The sequence below is a fragment of the Acinetobacter sp. UC24323 genome, assembly GCF_024151445.1.
Classification (GTDB): Bacteria; Pseudomonadota; Gammaproteobacteria; order Pseudomonadales; family Moraxellaceae; genus Acinetobacter; species Acinetobacter baumannii.
Genome location: NZ_JAHIBY010000002.1, coordinates 439,885 through 461,951, shown reverse-complemented (window position 1 = coordinate 461,951; position 22,067 = coordinate 439,885). Strand labels below are relative to the sequence as shown.

Annotated in this window: 19 protein-coding genes; 4 read left to right on the top strand and 15 right to left on the bottom strand. The window is 39.1% G+C overall.

All coding sequences use genetic code 11. The features are described 5' to 3' along the window. The first annotated feature begins 108 nt into the window (after positions 1–108). Positions 109–1,962, top strand: coding sequence for a rhombotarget A (gene rbtA, locus KNQ97_RS04895; protein WP_103235800.1), 1,854 nt, complete (start codon positions 109–111; stop codon positions 1,960–1,962). A 15-nt stretch (positions 1,963–1,977) separates the two neighbouring features. Next, positions 1,978–4,407, top strand: coding sequence for a CSLREA domain-containing protein (locus KNQ97_RS04890; RefSeq protein WP_103235799.1), 2,430 nt, complete (start codon positions 1,978–1,980; stop codon positions 4,405–4,407). 86 nt (positions 4,408–4,493) lie between these two features. Here the strand turns inward: KNQ97_RS04890 and KNQ97_RS04885 are convergent, their stop codons facing one another. From KNQ97_RS04885 to KNQ97_RS04865, 5 genes are all read right to left on the bottom strand, one after another. After that, a complete protein-coding gene (locus KNQ97_RS04885) occupies positions 4,494–4,883 on the bottom strand; it encodes a DUF3106 domain-containing protein (RefSeq protein WP_000225916.1) in 390 nt (129 codons plus the stop codon). Next, entirely contained in the window at positions 4,873–5,193 is a 321-nt protein-coding gene (locus tag KNQ97_RS04880; RefSeq protein WP_001015075.1) for a hypothetical protein, read from the bottom strand. The genes KNQ97_RS04885 and KNQ97_RS04880 overlap by 11 nt, the downstream gene beginning before the upstream one ends. After that, on the bottom strand, positions 5,183–5,797 hold the full coding sequence (locus tag KNQ97_RS04875) for an RNA polymerase sigma factor (RefSeq protein WP_000362320.1): 615 nt from the start codon (positions 5,795–5,797) through the stop codon (positions 5,183–5,185). The genes KNQ97_RS04880 and KNQ97_RS04875 overlap by 11 nt, the downstream gene beginning before the upstream one ends. Positions 5,798–5,956: 159 nt before the next feature. Continuing rightward, complete coding sequence (locus KNQ97_RS04870) at positions 5,957–6,733, bottom strand: RNA methyltransferase (protein ID WP_000268350.1); 777 nt, start codon at positions 6,731–6,733, stop codon at positions 5,957–5,959. A 56-nt stretch (positions 6,734–6,789) separates the two neighbouring features. Then, complete coding sequence (locus KNQ97_RS04865) at positions 6,790–7,761, bottom strand: class 1 fructose-bisphosphatase (RefSeq protein ID WP_000067971.1); 972 nt, start codon at positions 7,759–7,761, stop codon at positions 6,790–6,792. 182 nt (positions 7,762–7,943) lie between these two features. Between KNQ97_RS04865 and KNQ97_RS04860 the strand changes: the two genes are divergently transcribed. Further along, positions 7,944–8,132: an NF038105 family protein gene (locus KNQ97_RS04860; protein WP_000208542.1), complete on the top strand. Its 189-nt coding sequence runs from the start codon at positions 7,944–7,946 to the stop codon at positions 8,130–8,132. A 54-nt stretch (positions 8,133–8,186) separates the two neighbouring features. On the opposite strand, the gene pal is transcribed toward KNQ97_RS04860, so the two are convergent. From pal to KNQ97_RS04810, 10 genes are all read right to left on the bottom strand, one after another. Next, the gene (pal, locus tag KNQ97_RS04855; protein ID WP_016653673.1) at positions 8,187–8,750 is read right to left on the bottom strand and encodes a peptidoglycan-associated lipoprotein Pal; all 564 of its coding nucleotides are present in this window, start codon (positions 8,748–8,750) and stop codon (positions 8,187–8,189) included. A 27-nt stretch (positions 8,751–8,777) separates the two neighbouring features. Further along, complete coding sequence (gene tolB, locus KNQ97_RS04850) at positions 8,778–10,058, bottom strand: Tol-Pal system beta propeller repeat protein TolB (RefSeq protein ID WP_000858386.1); 1,281 nt, start codon at positions 10,056–10,058, stop codon at positions 8,778–8,780. Positions 10,059–10,151: 93 nt separating this feature from the next. Then, a complete protein-coding gene (gene tolA, locus KNQ97_RS04845; RefSeq protein ID WP_253611936.1) occupies positions 10,152–11,498 on the bottom strand; it encodes a cell envelope integrity protein TolA in 1,347 nt (448 codons plus the stop codon). 3 nt (positions 11,499–11,501) lie between these two features. Beyond that, complete coding sequence (tolR, locus tag KNQ97_RS04840) at positions 11,502–11,954, bottom strand: protein TolR (RefSeq protein ID WP_001007562.1); 453 nt, start codon at positions 11,952–11,954, stop codon at positions 11,502–11,504. Continuing rightward, positions 11,954–12,652, bottom strand: a complete 699-nt coding sequence (gene tolQ / locus KNQ97_RS04835) for a protein TolQ (protein ID WP_000224630.1) — start codon at positions 12,650–12,652, stop codon at positions 11,954–11,956. Before tolQ ends, tolR begins: the two co-directional genes overlap by 1 nt. Before the next feature lie 23 nt (positions 12,653–12,675). Next, positions 12,676–13,083, bottom strand: a complete 408-nt coding sequence (ybgC, locus tag KNQ97_RS04830; RefSeq protein WP_001273591.1) for a tol-pal system-associated acyl-CoA thioesterase — start codon at positions 13,081–13,083, stop codon at positions 12,676–12,678. Between the two features lie 210 nt (positions 13,084–13,293). Beyond that, a complete protein-coding gene (locus KNQ97_RS04825; protein WP_103235793.1) occupies positions 13,294–14,628 on the bottom strand; it encodes a M20 family metallopeptidase in 1,335 nt (444 codons plus the stop codon). A 204-nt stretch (positions 14,629–14,832) separates the two neighbouring features. Next, positions 14,833–15,837, bottom strand: a complete 1,005-nt coding sequence (gene ruvB / locus KNQ97_RS04820) for a Holliday junction branch migration DNA helicase RuvB (protein ID WP_001154002.1) — start codon at positions 15,835–15,837, stop codon at positions 14,833–14,835. Between the two features lie 8 nt (positions 15,838–15,845). Further along, positions 15,846–16,445 carry a Holliday junction branch migration protein RuvA gene (ruvA, locus tag KNQ97_RS04815; protein WP_000578663.1) on the bottom strand — a complete coding sequence of 200 codons (600 nt, stop codon included), beginning with the start codon at positions 16,443–16,445 and terminating at the stop codon, positions 15,846–15,848. Between the two features lie 91 nt (positions 16,446–16,536). Next, entirely contained in the window at positions 16,537–17,877 is a 1,341-nt protein-coding gene (locus tag KNQ97_RS04810) for a deoxyguanosinetriphosphate triphosphohydrolase (RefSeq protein WP_000437078.1), read from the bottom strand. 309 nt (positions 17,878–18,186) lie between these two features. Here KNQ97_RS04810 and purL point away from each other — a divergent pair, with 309 nt between their 5' ends. Next, complete coding sequence (gene purL / locus KNQ97_RS04805; protein WP_253611935.1) at positions 18,187–22,020, top strand: phosphoribosylformylglycinamidine synthase; 3,834 nt, start codon at positions 18,187–18,189, stop codon at positions 22,018–22,020. Positions 22,021–22,067 lie beyond the last annotated feature (47 nt).

The following is a 22,067-nucleotide window of genomic DNA, read 5'->3' as shown; positions in this document are numbered from 1 at the left end:
AGAAATTCTGATTCCTGTGACAAAGTACGCACAAAGGATGCGTTTGCAAAAGTGGAAACTTTGCAATATCGACAAAGAAAAATGAAAAAAATAGGTAAGGAGAAGGGTATGCTCAAACGGAGCATTGCTTTTGCATTATTGGCTGCTGCTGGGCACGCTTATTCTGCTGATATTGAAGTCACAACTACAATTGATGAAGATGTCGATAATACAGTATGCTCATTACGTGAGGCTGTAGAACTAATAAATAAGCGTAATTCAAGTGATTCTACCGTGGTTGCCTCAGTAAAAGATGGGTATCATGGCTGTGGAAATAAAGATAGTTCATCAAATATTATTTTACAGCGCGATAAAGAATATACGTTAAATAGCAGAATAACGATTACAGCACCCCTTACAATTAGTACAGCAAAAAACGATTCTACATTAGTTGATACTGATCAGCCCGGTTCTCATAATGCAACCATTAAAATGGCAGGTACAGATCAGCTATTTAAAATTGATGATGGTAGCGTTGAGAAAGCATCTTTTGCTGTGACCTTAAGTGATATTAACTTACATGGTGCAGGCGCAAGCTCTAATGTATTAACAGGCGGTTTAATTTTAAACCATGAAAAACTGACTATTCAGAACTCTCGACTGATTGGTGGATATGCGAATCAGGGTGGGGCGATTTACAACCAAGGGCTATTATCTAAAACAGGTCAAACAGCCGGTTTTGTAAGTATTATAAATAGTTTGATGCAAAATAATAAAGCAACCCAAGGTGGTGTCATTTATAGTGAGCAGCCTTTATATTTGGTGACCCAATCTGTAGTACGTGATAATGAAATCTCTTCTGCAGATGGTGCCTTGTTTTATGGTGCAACAAAGTTTGATGATGAAAGTACTGGTGGATACTTAAATGTACGTGCCATCGGCTTTAGTAATAGTACCTTTTTCCATAATAAAGTTGGTTTTATTGCAAACATTAAAGATGGGATGTTTGTTAATAATATTACAATGATTAAAAATGCGGCAGGTTTATTTCTTGATGCTCCACAAGGTAATGCTTCAGTTTCAAATAGTATATTGGTAGGAAATACTATTAATTGTCAGGCTAGTTCAACGGATAAAGCAATTATCCAAAGTAATCTGGTTATATCTGACTGTAATCGTAATGCTACATCAAAGCTTCCTAATATAATCTTTCCTGCAGATGAAAAATTAATTGCTGGCGATAGTGATGAAGGTATATGTGATGTAACTGTAAAAGATGGCTTGTTATGCCCATTTAATACACCAAAAGATAGTTTTCTTGGTTTCTTTAAGCCAAGGTTACTTGAGAGCTATAATACTTTAGCCGACTCTTTAATTATTAATAAAGGGCGTTTATATAGTGATGGTTCATCAGTTGGTTTAGCAAGTTGTGAGAGACTTGATCAACGTGGAAAAAATCGCAGTGGTTACGATGAATTATGTGATCTAGGAGCGATTGAATATATTTTAAATAATGAAATTGGTACAGTGGGGCAGGACATTAAATATGGACAAGTCGCAAGATTTAATATTTTAAACTCTTTAAGTGAAGCAGACTTGGTTACACCTGCCACGTGTAAGCGTTTATTCGGTGAACGTCCTGATGGTAAAGAATGGCAACCCGGCTGTTTGAAAATAAAACAAAGTACGGATACACCATTTTCTAAAGGCAGTGTAACTATAGATCAAAATGGAAATGTAATTTATACACCAAATGGTAATTGGCATGGTGCAGATATTTTTAGTATTCAAGTCGTTACAAGTGTATCGAGATTTAACGATGGTTCAGATTTCCAATATATATCGATTCCAGCAACTGTAGTCCAGGAACCTGTATCTGGTATTGAAGATAAATCTGTGAGTACGGGTGGTGGGGGAAGTGTCGGTGGTGGATTAATTTTAGGGTTATTTGGATTAATTGCATTACGCCGTTTCAAGTCATAATCAGGGATGAGGACTATGAAAAACTATAAAAAAGCAGTATTAGCATTAGCTGTACTAGCGGCTATGCCTCTTTTTGCCGATACAGCTAATCAAAGAATCGAAGTAACAACTTTTGCAGATGAAGATGGTGAAAACCCTAATGCTTGTTCGTTAAGGGAGGCGATAAAAGTTGCTGAAACACGAAGATCTGATTACGGATGTACAGTTTATAACACTTCTAAAAGTCAGGTCATCCAGCTAAAAGCAGGAACTTATAACTTAAATAAAGAACTAACTCCAAATGCAGATATAGCGATTTACGGATTTGGTGAAAAAGACCAAGATAAAAATTGGTCAGAGAAGAGTGTTTTAACCAATGATTATCCAGCATTACAACCGTTACAGACGAGAATTAATGCTGCTGGTAAATCACGTATCTTTAATACGGCAGTAAATAAACAACCCTTATTCCTTCAAAACATTATTTTGGAAAATGGTTCAGTACCAGATTTTGGTGGGGCTATTTATGCAGGTGGTAATGTTACCTTATTAAATAGCCAAATTTTGAATTCACAAGCATCTAAAGGCGGTGCCATTTTCCTCGGTGGCGATAATGTTAATTTATCTGCAACCCACTCTTTGATTCAAGGTAATACTGCAACAGCAGGAAGTGTACTTTCAATGAGTTGTTGGAATGGTACAGCGTATGCAAAACGGGAAGTAACATTTACCTCTTCTAGTATTATGAATAATGGTTCAAATAGTTCCAATAATACTTTTGAGTTCTGTGGAGAGCCGAAAGCAACCTTTACAATTAATACAATTGCTCGAAATATTGCAAATACAATCAATGGTAGCATTTTGAAATTTACTGGTGATGCTACTCCTAACGGGACACCTAATCCTTCGACCATACTTAGTTCTAACAGTAGTTTAACCTTAAAGAACAATACTATTATTGAAAATAATGCTTATACCACGTTTTTATATGACACATTAGGAAGTAAAGAATTAAGATTTAACTTAATTGGTTATAATTCTGGAATTTATGCGTGTCATTATTTTATAGGACCGGCCACTGATTTAAAAAATGCTGGTTTCATACTATCCTTTAATGCATTAAATTTAACGAATGATGCTGGAAAATGTGATTTGCCGGCAGAAGCTCTTACATCTACGCATCGAACGGTTGATATAGGGGGACAGGCTTTTAATTTATTGCTTGAACCTTTACATGCATCTGCCCCAGAAACTGGCTTTTTACCAATTTACTATCCAAAAAATAATCTTGGTGGTAAGAATTTAGTAGATGTAGACCCAGAAGGTAAAGATACATGTACTTCTATAGATCAACGAGGCCTATCACGACTTGCTGATAGTAAGCTCTACTATCAGCCAAATAACCGTAATAGTTGTGATATTGGTTCAATTGAACTAATGAAACTGACTGCTGGTGATATAAAAGGTTTAGGGAATACTTCCCTTACAGATCTACTTGCAAAATATCAATCTCAATATGATACGGTTCAGAAAAATATATTAAATCCAGATTATGCATATTTATTAAATGTATTAAAAATCGATTCTGCAAATTATAAAAATCTTTTTGATCAAACCAAAGCAAATGCAAAATACAGAGCTATCTATATAGATTTGAAAGCTAATGGCTTACCTTTGCCGAATGAAGATAGTAACCATTTATTAAAGTTCTTTAATACTACTGATTATAATATTAACCTTGAAGTTGTTGGCACAGGATTGATTGATGATAAAACTACAAGCATTAAAAAAGACGATGGATTATTTTGTGAATGGAACCCTGCTCTCCAACAAATAATCTTCTATCGTTCAGATGATATTATTACCCAAGCTGGTGACTACAACTATTGTAAATATACAATTAGTAGTAAGGATGGAATTACGCAAACATCTGGTTTATTAGAAGCTCGATTTGATAATATTCCACCAGTAGCTGGTGAGGGTACTGTAACTTTTAAATATTTAGCAAATGAGATCATTCCTTTAAATCTATTACAATTTGCGAATGATGAAGGGGATGGACCTACTAATACTCTTAGGACAAAATCGAATAAATCTCAATTTTGGGTAAATGATCAAGGTGTGGAGTTACCAATTTATATACCAAATAAAACTTCAACGGATGGTATTTTTAAGGTAGTTAAAGCAGATCGTGAAGGCCCATGTCCTAAAGAAGATAGTGGTAATATCTGTTATGGTGGTAATATTTATATTCAAGCTAGTAATGTATTTAATACCTTCAATGATACCTTAACTTATTATGTATATGATGCTGATGGTAAAATCTCAAATGAGGGTACTATTAAGTTGGTAAGTACAGCAACCACAACTGATGATTCACGTGGTGGTGGAGGTGGCGGAAGTATTGGAATTCTTTCTATCGTATCACTACTAAGTTTAATTGCTTATAGACGTTATCGTAAGTGATGAAAAAAATAAAAAGCCCCCACTAGGAGGCTTTTTATTTGTTAGTAACTTTTTTATTTTTAAATAGATAAATGTTAAATACGGGTTTAGTGCTCTAAATATTTATTTATATATTCTTCGCGTATAGCAGTTTTTTCATCAGCACTTGCTTTGAGCATCCGTTGACGTAAATCATTACGCTCTTGTGTACTCATTTTTTGCCAGGCTTCACGCATTTTTTGCTTTTCTGCATCTGGAAGCTGGTTAAACCAATCCATACGTTGTTGCAAGTTAGCACTTTGGTTAGATGGTAATTCCTTTAAGCTTTGATAACGTTTAATTACAGCTCGTTGCTCTTCTTCAGATAGAGCATTCCAAGTATCATCTACTTGCGTATTGGCATCTTTCGAAAAAATCCAGAAACGTTCGAAACCTGCAAAACTTGTTTGCAAGAAACTTAATGAACAAAGGATAAGTGCTAACTTTTTAGCTACCATGTTGAACTTTATCCTCACCCAACACCATGAGCATTTCTAAATCTTCTACCATTTGTGGCGATAATTTAGGATTTACAACGACTTGATTTTGTGGCTTATCAAGCATATCTACTGAATTTGGTAAAATAACAAAACCAGTAATCGCTGCTGCAAGTGCAAAACCAGTCATTTTCCAGACACTATAATAAGAGGCTGGTTTTTGTTGGATATGGTCAAGCACATGATTCATCACCACTGTTTTATTTTTATGGTGATGGGCCAAACTATCGAGTTTGGATGTCACCTTTTTAGTGAAATCATCATGATTCATTGGAACCTCCCATGGGATTTAAATGCGCTAAATACTCTCTAAGTCCCTGAATTGCTCGATGATAATGGGTTTTTACACTACCTTCGGTACAGTTCATAATTTGCGCTGTAGTATGGGTATCAAAACCTTCCCACGCACGTAACATAAAAGCTTGTTGTTGACGAACAGGTAGTTTTGCAATCGCTTCCTGAATCTCTTCTATGGTCACTGCTTGATCTAGAAAATCTGCTGGATTGATTGCTTTTTCATCGACAATATCAATGATTTCTTCATCATCATTGTCTAGACTAACTTTTTTGAAGAATGAAAATGGGTTTGCCCGACGTGCTTCTTTGCGGCGCCAATCCTGAAGTTTGTTATTTAGAATAGTATAAAATAGGGGATACCATTCTTCAGTACTTCGATCGGCGTAAGACTTGTGTAAAGCAATAAATGCTTCTTGAACCAAGTCCATAGCAATGCCTTGTTGACCTTGGGTAGCACTTTCCATCATCACTAAAGCACGACCAGTAACATCTTGCATGAAAACCTTTAGGCGTTGCTCAGCCGTGCTGGCATGAGCACTAGATGTTTCCGATCGAGACTTTTTCGGTGCTAAATCCATGGAGATGGAAAATCCTGTCATTGGACGTACCCACCTTATCTTCAATATATCTCTTATATAACGTTGAAAAGAGGTGGGAGGTTGACAACAATCGGCTATTTTTTAGTAGTGTAAATGATTTTTTTCACAAATATGAGCGATGTAAAATAAATTAACGTTTTATTGGCGTTGGCGAACCATTTCAAAAAAACAAATTGATCCTGCAATTGCTACATTTAATGACTCTTGACCACCTGGCTGCGGTATAGTCACTGATTGTGCATGTTCTAAAGCATAATCACTTGCACCTTGTCCTTCATTGCCTAAAATCCAAACACATGGTTTTGAAAGGTCTTTTGAATAAAGACTAGTCGAGCGATGAGAGCTTGTAACGAAAACAGGAATATCAAATTTAGGAAGAATATCGGTCAATTGAAAGTTTTCAAAACAAGACAGGCTAAAATGTGCCCCCATACCTGCTCTTAAAACTCGTGGAGACCAAAGTGAGGCAGAACCTTGTGTGCAAATAATCTGTTTTATATTTGCTGCTGCCGCTGAACGTAACAATGTACCTACGTTACCTGGATCTTGTACATTTTCTAGAATTAACGTATCTACGCTATAGTCAATGGTTGATGCAGTTTTCGGTAAATCGATAATACCCAAGCAAGGAAGAGTATTACCTAAAGTACTTAAGTCTTTATATAAAACTTCGCTAATAATAAAGACATGACCTTGGTGAAGTTCAATGATTTTCTTTAAATCGGGATGTTCTAAGGCTTGTTCAGTCGTAAACAATGAAAAGAGTTTTTTCTGTTGTTGTAACCAAGCTAGACAAAGGTGGGTACCTTCAAGAACTGTTTGTTGATGCTTTTTTCGGGCGCTATTGAGTTCAATTAAACCACGCAAATGTTTAATTTTTGCATTGTCTTTTGATTCTAAAAAAATAACCGCCATAAGGAAATATCCAAAAGGGCGTCATCATACTATGACGCCCTGTGTAATTTAAATTATTAATGATAGCTTGTTACGCGTTCAACTTCATTCTTAGAACCGATAATCACAGGAACACGTTGATGAAGTTCTGTAGGTTCAATCTCTAGAATGCGTACACGGCCAGTAGTTGATGCGCCGCCTGCTTGTTCAATGAGCATACTCATTGGGTTAGCTTCATACATTAAACGTAAACGACCAGCTTTTTTCGGGTCTTTTAAGTCATATGGGTAAAGGAAAATACCGCCACGGCATAAAATACGGTGAACATCACCCACCATACATGCGACCCAACGCATATTGAAGTCTTTTTCACGTACAGATGTTTTACCTGCAAGTAACTCTTCAATATATTGTTTTACTGGTTGTTCCCAATGGCGTTGGTTAGATGCATTAATAGCAAATTCTTGAGTATCTGCTGACACTTGAACATTCTCTGTAGTAAGTAAGAATGTTTGTGTTTCTGGGTCTAACGTAAAGAAAGCTACACCGTTTCCAACTGTTAAAGCCATCATAGTTGATGGGCCATATAACACATAGCCAGCAGCAACTTGTTGAGTGCCTGCCTGCATGAAATCTTGTGCTTGTGTAACCGCATTTTTGGCAGGAAGAATCGAGAAGATTGTTCCGACACACATGTTGATATCAATGTTGCTTGAACCATCTAATGGATCAAATAGAACTAAGTATTCGCCGTTTTCTTGTGCTGGTGTAAAATCATCAAGTTCTTCAGATGCAAGACCACCGACGTGAGGATGGACTTTTAAAGCATCGATTAAATAGTCATTAGAAATCACATCAAGTTTTTTCTGTGTTTCACCTTGAACATTTTCGTTACCTGCGCTACCCAAAATTCCAGCCAAGGCACCTTTTTGTAAGGCTTGATCAATGGTTTTACAAGTCGCAGCAATTGTGTCGATGACTTGAGCCAACTCAGGTGTAAGATTCCCTTTTTCTTGTTGTAAAAATTGGGACAATGTGAGGTTGGACATAAAAAAACGCTCCTGTGCGCAAGCATCAAAATGAGTCAGATAAATACGTGGCATATTCTAGATGAGAATGCCGAAAAATAAAAATTATCTTACTTTATTTGTGTTGCATTTATGCTTACAAGCCCCATTTTACGTGGTATGTTGTTTGCATAACAAAGGAATGTAGATTTAGGAGAATCGAAATGACAACTAAGAAGTTTGATGCGACCCCAACAGCAGGTGAACCAATCAATTTAGAAGAAATTTCGAAAGAAAGTGTTCAGGAAGCTTGGAAAGATTATGAGGCAAAACCTGAATATAAAGCTTTTAATAAGCATGATTTGATTGAGTCAATGCAACATTCAGAAGAAGAGCAAAACAAATCTTCTTAAAGTAAGAATGTAAAAATAAACGCCCATATTTGGGCGTTTATTTTTTGGGATGTTTTATTTTAATAGAGGAGGAACCGCTTCATAGTTAATTTCAACGCGGCGGTTTTCTTTCCAAGCTGATTCATCATGGCCAGGATTAACAGGCGCTTCTTTACCATAACTTACAGCTTCAAGTTGCTGAGGATTTACACCACTGGTAATAAGATAATTCTGAACTGCTTTTGCACGGCGCTCACCCAAGGCCATGTTGTATTCGCGTGTACCGCGCTCGTCTGTATGACCAGTTAATGCAACTTTTGAGTTTGCATTTGCCATGAGGAACTGAGCATGAGCCTGAAGTGTTTGGTAATCTTCAGTAGATAAATCACTACTGTCATAATCGAAGTGAACGACGCGTTTCGCTAGGGCAGCCTTGTTTGCCTCAGTTACACCTTTTGAAGAAGCACCTGCTAGATTTTGAGCATTTAATGCAGCATCTTCACTTAAGCCTGTCGTATTTACTGTGCTTGGGTTAGTTGTACCTGTAGTTGTCGTTGTTGCTGGCTTACGACTTGCACAACCTGTCATGACAAGTGCTGCACTAAGTAGAGGAAAGGCCAAATATTTAATTGATTTCATCATCATCTCCATCAATGGAATAAAAAGTTATTTAGGTGCCCAGGCTGGTTCACGTACTTCACCTTGCTCACTCGGTAAATTCATACGGAAACGACCATCAGTGGACATGATAGACAGTAAACCACGGTTCCCTTCACGAGTTGCATAAACCACCATTTGCCCATTTGGTGAGAAACTTGGTGATTCATCTAAACTGGTTGGGGTAAGAATATTGACAATGCCTGTATTAATATCTTGGATCGCAACTTTATAGTTACTACCACTTGGTCGATGCACGAGTGCAATTTTTTTACCATCTGCACTTAAAGTGCCACGAGCATTAAATGACCCTTTAAATGTTAAGCGTTTTACTGAGCCATTCCCAAAATCATAGCGATAAATTTGAGGAGAGCCTCCACGGTCAGATGTAAAAATAAAAGCTTTTCCATCTGGTGTGTAACGCGCTTCAGTATCAATTCCCGAGTCATTTGTCATGCGTTTGACTTGGCGAGTGGATAAATCCATTTGATAAATTTCAGGGTTACCATTCATCGATGCTGTAAATAGCATTGATTTGCCATCTGGTGAAAAGCTTGGTGCACCATTTAAGCCTTTAAAACTCGTAAGTACTTCACGTGTTCCAGTAGAGAGATCTTGTAAATAAATGGCTGGACGTTTAGTTTCAAAAGAAACATAAGCAATTTTTTTAGCGTCAGGAGTCCATGCCGGAGACAAAATCGGGTCACGTGAAGAGAGAACAGTTTTCGGTTGTTCACCATCTGTATCGGCGATTTGTAAGGTGTAACGTTCAGCAGGAGTGGCAGGATTACGTAATACATAAGCGATACGACCACTAAAATCACCTGGAATTCCGGTTAAGGCCTGATAAATAGCGTCACTTACCATATGTCCTGCTTGACGTATGCGTGAAGCAGGAACATTTAACAACTCATTCAGAAGATATTGCTGTTTTTGTACATCATAAAGTTGGTAATGGACTTCAAACCCATCAGCTGTTTGCTTAATTTGTCCAGTAACAACATAAGGAATACCCGCAGCTTGCCAATCAGATGCTTGAATCTGGTTAATAGCGGCATTCGCAGGTAAATTTTTTGATGAACTTGTGAAACGTCCTGAGCGGTTCAAGTCAGTTTCAACAATAGGATAAAGTCCATTGTCGTTATTAAAAGGCACAATAGCGATTTTAGGCGCCTGATCAGGTGCTTTTGCAATCTCTAAATGTAATTGAGCAAAGGCAGCTGTTGGTGCAAGAGGACTTAATGCTGTAAGTAGCGTTAAGGCTAGAAGGTGTTTGCGGCTCGTTTTCATAGGTTTAAAGTCATTGAAGGTATTTTTGTGACTGGTGATTTTGTAGCATAGTTACATGCTTCAAACTATTTAAAGCATGTAACTCTTACAAAATTATTGTGCTCTGAAAGTAGAGGTAACGTTTCGCGCTTCTCGTCTTGCATCAGGATCCGATGGCATTGGGTAGGGAGCAGACGCCTGAATTGCAGCTTTGATACTTGCATCCAATGCATCATCTCCACTTGACCGTGTAATAACAATCGAGCTAACACTACCTGAGTCAGACAGGGTAAATCTAACGCTAACAGTTTTACCACTGCTTCCTGTAGGAACATCCCAAGCACGACGAATTTTCTGCTCAAAATCACGTTTAGCCGAAGATGCAATTTTTTTAGCTTCACCTTTTTTCTGGGCAGCTTCTTCTTGAGCTTTTTTAGCAGAGGCAGCTTTTTCTTCGGCCTCAATTTCGGCTTTACGTCTAGCATCTTCTGCTGCTTTTTGTTGTTTGGCTTTTGCATCAGCCTCAGCTTTACGTTTAGCGTCTTCTGCTGCTTTTTGCTGTTTAGCTTTCGCATCGGCCTCAGCTTTGCGTTTAGCATCTTCAGCCGCTTTTTGCTGTTTAGCTTTCGCATCGGCCTCAGCTTTGCGCTTAGCATCTTCAGCTGCTTTTTGCTGCTTGGCTTTTGCATCAGCCTCAGCTTTACGTTTAGCATCTTCAGCTGCTTTTTGCTGTTTAGCTTTCGCATCGGCCTCGGCTTTACGTTTCGCGTTATCAGCTGCTTGTTGCTTAGCCTTAGCATCTGATTCAGCTTTTCGTTTAGCTTCTTGTTGTGCTTGAAGTTTAGCGTTTTCAGCCTTTTGAGCTTCACGTTTTAGTCTTGCTTCAGTCTCCGCTTTACGTTTAGCTTCCTCAGTTGCTTTTTGTCTAGCTTTCGCATCGGCCTCAGCTTTTGCATTTTGTTCGGCTTTTCGTTTTTGTTCAGCTTCAGCTCTCGCTTTAGCCTCCGCTTGACGCTTAGCTTCGGCCTGTTGCTTCTGTGCTTCCTCTAAACGTTGTTGCTCTGCAGCTTGCTTTGCTTTAGCAGCTTCTTCAGCTTTACGCTTTTCCTCAGCTAATTTTGCTTGTTGTGCCTGCTCAGCTTTTTGCTTTTGAGCAGCAAGTTGTTGTGCTGTTGGAGGAGGAGGGGCAGCTGGAAGATTTTGAGGAAGAGTTTCATCCACAATCGGGCTTAGAACTTCTTCAGCCTGATTTTCTGCTACGGTTGGTTGCTCAACTTCTTTTGCCAAAGGTGGTGGTAAATCTTCTGGTTTAACTAAAACAGTGGTCAGCTTTTTTGGTTGTTCAGGTGGTTTACTCAAGCCTAAAAAAAGCAAGCCAACAATGGCAATTGCATGAACTCCAAGGGTGAAGCTCAATGCTATTGCATTTTGTTTAAAAGGAGGCTTTTGATTTTTATTCATAGCTTATTTTAAAGGCTCTGTCAGAAGGCCAACTTGAGTTAAACCTGCTTCTTGTAAACTTGCCATCAATGATACGACTTCTCCATAAGGGCGGGTCTTATCACCATTCACTAAAACTGTAAGTTGTTTATTTTCCTGCTCAGCTTGTTTTTGTGCTTCACTTAAAACAGACTCAAGTTTTTCAAGAGAAAGTGGCTCATTATCTTTGTAATCTTCATATTGAAGATAAATATTGCCATCTTTACCAATCGTGACCATGGCTGGCATATCTTTTGATTCAATTGGATGATTATTTGCCTGAGGTAAATCGACTTTAATACCACTGGTAATCATGGGAGCAGTCACCATGAAAATCACTAAAAGTACCAGCATTACATCGATATAAGGCACGACGTTCATGTCACTTTTTAATGGTTTTTTTATGCGCTCAAAGCGCCCTGAACGTTGAATGGCCATTATGCATCTTCCTGTGACGAACCCACAGATTGACGTTGCAATAAAGCAATCATCTCTTCGGCAAATAATGCACGATCAGAGTAGACACTTTCGCTTTTAGCTGTAAAGTGGTTAAAAGCCAATACCGCAGGAATTGCAGCAAATAGACCAATTGCAGTTGCAATAAGGGCCTCGGCAATACCTGGCGCAACTGTCGCTAACGTCACTTGGTCAACAGCAGCCAAACCAATAAAAGCATTCATGATTCCCCAAACAGTACCGAATAAACCGATATATGGGGCAACAGAACCGATACTTGCTAAAGTACCTAAACCATATTCAAGACTACCCTGATCACGACTTAAACCGACACGTAAAATACGTTCTGTTCCTTCGATCATTTGTGAGGTAGGAGCTTGGCGTTTTTTGAGTTTAAAAAACTCACTCAATCCTTGATAAAAGATATCTTCAAGGCCTGAGCGTTTTGAATTGAGTTGTGCGTTGTTGTAAAGCGTATTGAGTTCAGCACCAGACCAGAACATTTTTTGGAAATGTTCATCATCTTGGCGTGCTTTTTTATAACTCATATGTAACTTGGCAATCAGGTACCAACTAAAAATTGATGCTAACAATAAAATCAGCATGACCAACTGGACGACTGGACTTGCTTGTAAAATAAGGTCAGAAATATGCAGGGTTGATTCAATGTTTGTTGCCATAGTTACATATGCCGGTTGTTTTTTTAGTCTTGTTCCAATTCTTTACGAATAAGATCACGTATTTCTTCCGGAAGACGACGTGGCATTAGATCTTTACTTAAACATGCCAACTCAACCTCACCAGAAGCAAGCAAGATTTCACCACGATAAATATTTTGTTGCAACACAAATGACGCAGCTTTACATGAAACTACACGTGCTGTAACAGTAATTAAGTCATCCATTAAAATAGGACGCATATATTTTACGTCAATTTTATATACTACAAAGTTGTAGTCTTTTTGATGCCAGTAATGGTCAACGCCAGCAGCGCGGAGCCATTCTGTACGGGTACGTTCCATATAGCGAATGTGGTTGGCATGGTAAACAATACCACCTGCGTCCGTATCTTCAATATAAACACGAATGTTGAATTCAAAATGATTCGCCATGAGAGTATTCCGTTTTAGTTCACTATAGAGCTTTATATTTAAAATATGACTGTTGAATAAAATATCAGTTCTATCCAAAGCCATACATCTGCTTTTAAATACGGGGCAGTTTAGCAGATTGCATACTAAGTCCTATGGCACAACCTTTCAATCGCGACTGCTGTCTTTCTTCTTTAAAACGGAACACTCTATGGTGAGCATATTGTTAAGTTAAGACTGTTTCCATGCAGCCTGAACTTGTTTAGCGATATCCGGATAGTCTAAAACGAATCTTATATGTAGCTCGGTTCCTGTCTTTAAGGCCTTATCATCTACTATAAAAGAAGGGTTGTGATTTGGTGCAGCTTGGCTTAAGTCCTGATTTTCAGGTGTTGCTCCTAAGAAAACGAAGAAAGAGGGCATTAATTTCCCATAATAGGCAAAATCTTCACTTGCACTTGCATTATGGTCCAAAACATGAAGATTCGAATCTCCAACAGTTTTGGCTAATGTTGGCTGGGTAAGTTGAGTAAGAGCTTTATTATTCATGGTTACTGGAGCATAAGGCGCAATTTCAACTTTTGCTGTTACATTATTAGCTTGAGCGTTATGTTCCACCAGAGTTGGTAAGTTTTTTAGGATACTTTCTCGGATCTGTTCGTTGTTAGATCGAATAGTACCGATCATATTGACCTGTTCAGGAATCACATTTCCAGCTGTACCGCCTTGAATATTGCCAATACTAATAACGCCCATACCTTGGGTTAGGTCGGTTCTTCGGCTAATAAGACTTTGTAAATTATTAATCATTTGAGCTGATGCATAAATTGGATCTCTGCCTAACCAAGGGGTTGAGCCATGAACCTGTTTACCGTTAACTTGAATCCGTAAGTGATCGGCACTGTTTAAAATAGCACCATCTTTATAATATAGATGTCCGCTTTTCATGCCAGACATGACATGCATGCCAAAAATGGCTTCTGGTTTGTAGTCTTTAAATGCACCATCCGCAATCATTTTTCTTGAGCCGATTTGATCACCATGCGTGAAGTTATCGATATCTGCTCCACCTTCTTCAGCGGGCTGAAATACAAAAATTACAGTGCCTAATATTTTATCTTTATTGGCCGCCAATATCTTTGCTGCACCTAATAACATTGCAGTGTGCGCATCGTGTCCACAAGCATGCATCACATAAGTTTCTTTACCTTGATAAATTGCTTTTTGTTTACTGGCAAATGGCACACCACTTTTTTCTTCCATAGGTAGCGCATCCATATCTGCTCTAAGCGCAATAATAGGGCCGGAGTTATTCCCTTTTAAAATGCCGATTACCCCTGTTTTTGCATAACCTGTTTTGACTTGAATGCCATAAGACTTTAATTCTTTTTGAACCAATGCAGATGTTTTAAATTCCATATTGCCTAGTTCAGGGTACTCATGGATGTGTTGTCTTAATTGAATGACCTGATTTTCATTTTGTTGTGTAGCATCTTTTACCCAATCCGCTAGGCTCAATTGACTTATTAGGGCAAGTGGAAAAATTAAAGCAGCTTTTTTGTACATATCCTTATCCTAAAAATATTATTGTTCAGAAGATTTAATATCTAGATTTCTTATAATTTAGTTTTTAAAAATATTAAAAAATCAATAAGGTATAAAGAAAGACTTAAAAGGTATAGAGTGGCTAATTTATTGATAAGACAATTTTTATTTGAGTTAAAAAGAATAGTTAAATAAAAAAAGGAAGAGAAAATTCTCTTCCTTTGGTTAGTTTTTAGGTTCAGGTGGCGTCATGCCAAACTGTAAATAAGATTGGTTGGTTGCAATGCGACCTCGTGCAGTACGCATAACATAACCTTGCTGAATTAAATAAGGTTCAATAACATCTTCAAGTGTTCCGCTATCTTCAGCCATAGCAGCTGCAAGGGCTTCAACACCAGCAGGTCCACCATCAAAACGTTCTAACAACATACTTAAATAACGTCGGTCTAAGGTATCTAAACCAGCTTTATCGACATTAAGCATATCAAGCGCACGTTGAGCCATTTCATGGTTAACTTCGCCTGTACCTTTTACTTGTGCATAGTCACGTACACGGCGTAATAAACGATTGGCAATACGCGGTGTTCCGCGTGAACGGCGTGCAACTTCTTCTGCACCCTCAACTGTAATGGGTACATCCATGAGGTTTGCAGATCGTGACACGATGTGAGTTAAGTCTTCTACAGAATAGAATTCAAGACGTTGCACAATACCGAAACGGTCACGTAGTGGTGAGGTCAACAAGCCTGCACGTGTGGTCGCAGCAACAAGTGTAAAAGGGGGTAAATCTAGTTTAATTGAACGGGCAGCAGGGCCTTCACCAATCATGATATCGAGTTGGTAATCTTCCATTGCCGGATACAGAATTTCTTCAATCACTGGTGAAAGACGATGAATTTCATCAATAAATAAAACATCGCCTTCTTCAAGGTTAGTCAGCATTGCAGCCAAATCACCCGCACGCTCTAAAACAGGCCCTGAAGTGGATTTGAGATTGCCACCCATTTCACGCGCAATAATATTGGCAAGCGTGGTTTTTCCTAAGCCCGGTGGACCAAAAATCAGTGTGTGATCGAGTGCTTCACCACGACCACGAGCCGCACCGATGAAAATTTCCATTTGCTCGCGTACGACTGGTTGCCCGATATAATCGGCAAGTGAAGTCGGTCGAATAGCCCGATCAAAATGATCTTCAGGTTTTTCTGTTCCACTGATTAGACGGTCTTGCATAGGTGTGTTTACTTCATCATTGATTTAAGTGCAGCACGAATAATATCGGCTGATTCAGTGTAATCGGCTTTAACCGCCGCAACAGCTTTTTGTGCCTCAAGAGGTTTATAACCTAGTGACTGTAAGGCTGCTTCTGCTTCTGCAACAGGTGAGTTCGAAACAAATTGAATCTGAGGCAGGGCGGCAGCGCTAGAAGTTCCTTGTGCCAAAGTTTTAAAACGGTCACGAAGTTCAATCATTAAACGTTCAGCTGTTTTTTTGCCTACCCCCGGAACTTTAACCAAAGTATTCACATCGTCATGTTCAATTGTGTGTACCAGCAATTCAACACTTAACGTAGAAAGAATACCTAATGCCATTTTCGGGCCCACACCATTTACTTTTAGTAAGGTACGGAAAATAGTTTTCTCTTGAGCATCACTAAAACCATAAAGCTGCTGAGCATCTTCACGGACGACCAAATGCGTCCATAGCGTAACTTTCTGGCCTTTTTGTAATTGGCAAAATGTTGAAAGTGGTGTATCAATTTCATAGCCCACACCATTTACATTCAGTAAGACAGTTGGGGCTTCTAGGGCAAACACTTCGCCAATTAAACATCCGATCATAGCGTAATTTCACTTATTCATAACTGTAAATCTGGTCGTTCTAAATGTATTAAAACGACACTAGCTGTATTTCTTTCTATATTAAGGCAGCTTAAAACAAGCCGATTTTATTACCTTGTAGCTCTTGAGCCAAGCTATAAGCCTGATGATCTGAAAACTTACTGATAATATCGAGTACCTGCATGATATTGCTGTAGTGGTTATTACTAAAGCGAGCACCGTACAAATTAAGAATAGACATCAAGCGCTGTTCTTTAAAGCTTAAAGATTTATGCGGCATCGTTAAGGGAACAAATGCATCAAGAATAGTTTGCAAACTTTGGTGAGCAATAATTTCTAAACCAGACTTTTGTGGGTGTTCAAAGATTTTTTCACGTGCCAGATTTTTGGCTGTTTCAATACCTGCCGCAATATCAGGCGAACAGTACTGTAAAAGACTACCTTTGAGCTGACCAGTAATAATTTCATAATGATGTTTGGCAAAAGCTGTAGTGACTTCATCAACCAGACGCTTCATAACACGACCACGCAATGCCGAAATTTTTTGTTGCCATGTACTGCTTGGAAGTGATAGCTCTTCAGGTTGACCATAATCTGCAATCAAGTTGAGAAAAATCGGTTCAACCTCTTGGTAATTCAGCATATTTAGAATAATGCCATCTTCTAAATCGATGAGAGCATAGCAAATATCATCGGCAGCTTCTAACAAATAGGTAAGTGGATGACGGCAGTAGTGATATTCACCTAATTGAATAAGTCCGAGCTGCTCAGCAATTTGTTTTAAAATTTCTTTTTCAGATTGATAACAACCAAATTTCGCTCGTTGGTGTGATGGACGATCACCTTGAGACGCGATTGTTTTTGAAAGCCAAGGATATTTTAAATAAGCGCCTAAGGTTGCGTAAGTTAAACGCATGCCTCCATCATCTGGATGATAGTCAATACGGGTTAATAGGCGTAATCCTTGGGCGTTGCCTTCAAACTGACGGACATCGGCTTCTTCTTCAGGAGTTAATTTTTTTAAAAAATCATTATGTGAGGCATCGTCAAACCATTCACGAATTGCATATTCACCTGCATGCCCGAAGGGTGGGTTGCCAATATCATGAGCAAGGCAGGCCGCTTGAATAATTGCGCCGACATCGGCGGGAGAAATCCAGACAGGCAATTCATCTTTAATTTTTTCGGCTGCCAGCATGCCCATGGAACGGCCAATACAGGAAACTTCAAGCGAGTGAGTTAAACGGGTATGAATGCCATCATGCTGTGCTAAAGGATGAACTTGAGTCTTGCGGTTTAACTGACGAAAACTTTGTGAAAATATAATGCGGTCATAATCTTTATGAAATGGGCTTCGAGCCAGCTCTGTACTGCTTTTTTTACTACCTAAACGAACTGCAGATAGTAGTTCTAACCAACGCATTTGTTCCATTTATCATTATTCAAAACTATAAAGCCTGATCATGCCAAAAAAATGCTAAAAGCACTAGCTTGGTGCGACATAGTTTGTCTTAGTTCAGGTTTTATTATGTTATTGAATAAACATGAAACAATTTATTTTGAGCGAGAATGATTAAAAAAATGATTTTGAACAAAAAACACATCACTTCTTGCAGAATTAGGTTACAGAATACTGATTCTACATCTAGCTGATTTTAGCAAGACACAGTAGAATATGCGCTCTCTCTAAAGTCACATTGCGGTAAGGTTCACAAGACCTGCCCGTGGAGCCAAAATCAACATGTTTATCGTGGCCGGTGCAGCAGCACATTCTTCTTTTAAGAAAGCTCAACTATTAACACGTTTATCGTCAATTAGTTCTGTTCAATCTTTTGACAGCCAATGGGTCTATTTGTTTGATCAAGCGCTCAACGAGCAGCAACATCAATCTGCTTTGCAATTATTAAATGACGGTGAGTCTTTTGAACTTCGTCAACCTGCAAGTGATGAGATTCAGATTTTAGTAACACCACGTGTGGGTACGATTTCACCTTGGTCATCTAAAGCGACTGACATTTTCAAAAACTGTAATACTCCAGTTCACCGTTTAGAACGTGGTCTTTTATTTACCTTAAAAGGTGTTTCTGAAATTTCTAATGAAGTAAAACAAGTACTTCATGACCGTATGACTGAAACTGTTTTTGCACAAATTGAAGATGCAAAAGCACTGTTTTCAGAAACAGCACCAAAACCTTTAAATTCAATTGATATTTTAGGTCAAGGTAAAGAAGCATTAGTAAAAGCCAACAACGAATTTGGTTTTGCGTTATCTGAACAAGAAATTGATTATTTAACTGAAGCATTTACTCGACTTGGTCGTAACCCAAATGACATCGAGTTGATGATGTTTGCACAAGCAAACTCTGAACACTGTCGTCATAAAATCTTCGGTTCTGAATGGACAATTGATGGTGAAAAACAACCATTATCATTGTTCCAAATGATTAAAAACACTTATAAAGAGTCTCCAACTGACGTGTTATCAGCATATAAAGATAACGCATCTGTAATTGTTGGTTATGACACGATGCGTTTTTATCCTAAAGCAGATGAAAACGGTCATTTTGTTTACAAATATAAGAGCCAAGCTGCTCACATTTTAATGAAGGTTGAAACTCACAACCACCCAACAGCAATTTCTCCATTTGCTGGTGCAGCAACAGGTTCAGGCGGTGAAATCCGTGATGAAGGTGCAACTGGTCGTGGTGGTAAACCGAAAGCAGGTTTAACAGGCTTTACAGTTTCTAACTTAAATATTCCTGGTTTTGAACAACCTTGGGAAGAAAACTACGGTAAACCTTCACGTATGGCATCGCCATTACAAATTATGATTGAAGGTCCATTAGGTGGCGCGGCATTTAACAATGAATTCGGCCGTCCTGCATTAAATGGCTATTTCCGTACTTTCGAACAAAACGTAAATGGTGAAGTGAAGGGCTTCCATAAGCCAATCATGATCGCGGGTGGTTACGGTAACATTCGTCCTGACCATGTAGAAAAAGATGCGATTCAACCGGGTGACTTGCTCATTGTATTGGGTGGCCCTGCGATGTTAATCGGTCTTGGTGGTGGCGCAGCCTCTTCTGTAGACAGCGGTACAATGGGTGAAAGCCTTGATTTCGCATCTGTACAACGTGAAAACCCAGAAATGGAACGCCGTTGTCAGGAAGTGATTGATACTTGCTGGCGTTTAGAAGACTTTAACCCAATCGTGTCTATTCATGACGTAGGTGCTGGTGGTTTATCAAATGCAATGCCTGAGCTTGTAAACGATCATGAGTTAGGTGCAGTTCTTAACCTTCGTAAGATTCCTTCATTAGAGCCGGGCATGAGCCCAATGGAAATCTGGTCAAATGAAGCACAAGAGCGTTATGTTCTTGCAATTCGTCCAGAGTCTTTAGAACAGTTCGAATCAATCTGTGCTCGTGAACGTTGTCCATTTGCCGTGTTAGGTGAAGCAACTGAAGCACGCCACTTAACTGTTGAAGATCCATTGTTCCAAAACAACGCAGTTGATATCCCAATGCAAGTGATGCTTGGTGGTACACCGCGTATGCAACGTTCTTATGAAACAATTGAACGTAAAGGTAACGAATTTGACGCTTCAAAAGTTGATTTGAAAGATGCGATTTTCCGTGTATTGAAAAATCCTACAGTTGCGTCTAAATCATTCTTGATCACCATTGGTGACCGTTCAATTACAGGTATGGTTGCACGTGACCAAATGGTTGGTCGTTGGCAGATTCCTGTTGCAGATGCAGCAGTAACGACTACAAGCCTACAAGGCTTCACTGGTGAAGCAATGGCAATGGGTGAACGTCCACCAGTTGCATTGTTAAATCCAGCAGCGTCTGCTCGCTTGGCAGTTGCTGAAGCAATTACCAATATTGCATGTGCAAACATTGAACAAATTAGCGATATCAAACTTTCTGCAAACTGGATGGCTGCTGCTGGTCAAAAAGGTGAAGACCAAGCATTGTTTGAAGGTGTGAAAGCAATTGGTATGGAAATGTGTCCTGCTTTGGGAATTGCGATTCCTGTAGGTAAAGATTCACTTTCAATGCGTACCACTTGGAACGACAACGGTGAAGATAAAGCTGTAACATCTCCAATGACTGGCGTAATTACTGCATTTGCTCCAGTAGCTGATGTTCGTAAGACTTTAACACCTGAACTTAAGAATTTAGAAGACTCAGTACTTGTCCGTATTGATTTATCTAAAGGACAATTCCGTTTAGGTGGTTCGATTCTTGCGCAAGTATATAAAGCAATTGGTTCAGTCACTCCAGATGTTGATAGTTTTGATGACTTCAAAGCGTTCTTTGCTTTAATTCAAGACTGGAATAACCGTGGCTTGATTCAGGCTTACCATGACATCGGTGATGGTGGTTTACTCGCAACTGTAGCTGAAATGATGTTCGCTTCGCGTTTAGGTGTAGCATTAGAAGATCAGACTACTGCTGGTTTATTTGCAGAAGAAATTGGTGCAGTAGTTCAAATTAAAGCAGCTGATTGGGAAGCTTTACAAGCAGAAGTAGCTGCTTCTAGCTTAAAAGATGCAATTGCTGTAGTTGGTCGCGTAAATAATACTGATCAATTATCTGTAAATGGCTTAACTTTAGAGCGTGCAGAGTTACAACAAGCTTGGTCTGAAGTATCTCATCAGATCCAACGTTTACGTGATAACGTTGAAACTGCTGACCAAGAATTTGCTTTAATTACTGATAAATCACATCAAGGTTTAATTGCAAAACCTACATTTGATTTAAATGAACCTATCGAAGCACCGTTTATTAATAGCCGTCGTCCGAATATGGCAATCTTGCGTGAGCAGGGTGTAAATGGTCATATTGAAATGGCTGCAGCTTTTGACAAAGTTGGCTTTAACACAATTGACGTACACATGAGCGACTTACTTGCTGGTCGTGTGAGCCTAAGTGATTTCGAAGGTTTAGTGACTTGTGGTGGTTTCTCTTACGGTGATGTAATGGGTGCGGGCGGTGGCTGGGCAAAATCAGTTCTGTTCAATGCAAAACTACGTGATCAGTTTGAGCAATTCTTCCACCGTGAAGGTACATTTAGCTTAGGTATCTGTAATGGTTGCCAAATGTTGTCACAATTAGCGCCACTTATTCCGGGTGCTGAACACTGGCCACGTTTCCACCGCAATATGTCAGAAGTTTTTGAAGCACGTAGCGTAAACGTTCGTGTTGAAAAATCAGTTTCTGTATTACTTGAGGGTATGGAAGGTTCAATTTTACCGATTGCTGTAGCACATGGTGAAGGCCGTGTGGTTGCTAGCGAAGCTGATATTGCAAGCTTAAATGCAGCGAATCAAGTTGCATTGCGCTATGTTGATAGCCACGGTAACCCGACTCAACATTATCCATTGAACCCAAATGGTTCACCGGAAGCGATTACGGGCGTAACGTCTAAAGATGGTCGTGCAACGATCATGATGCCGCACCCTGAGCGTACTTTCCGTGCAATTCAACACTCTTGGAGTCCAGAAGAGTGGACTGAAGACGGTGCTTGGTTACGTATGTTCCGTAACGCACGTAAGTTTATTGGTTAATATAAAAATTGAAATAAGCCACCGTAAGGTGGCTTATTTGTATGTAG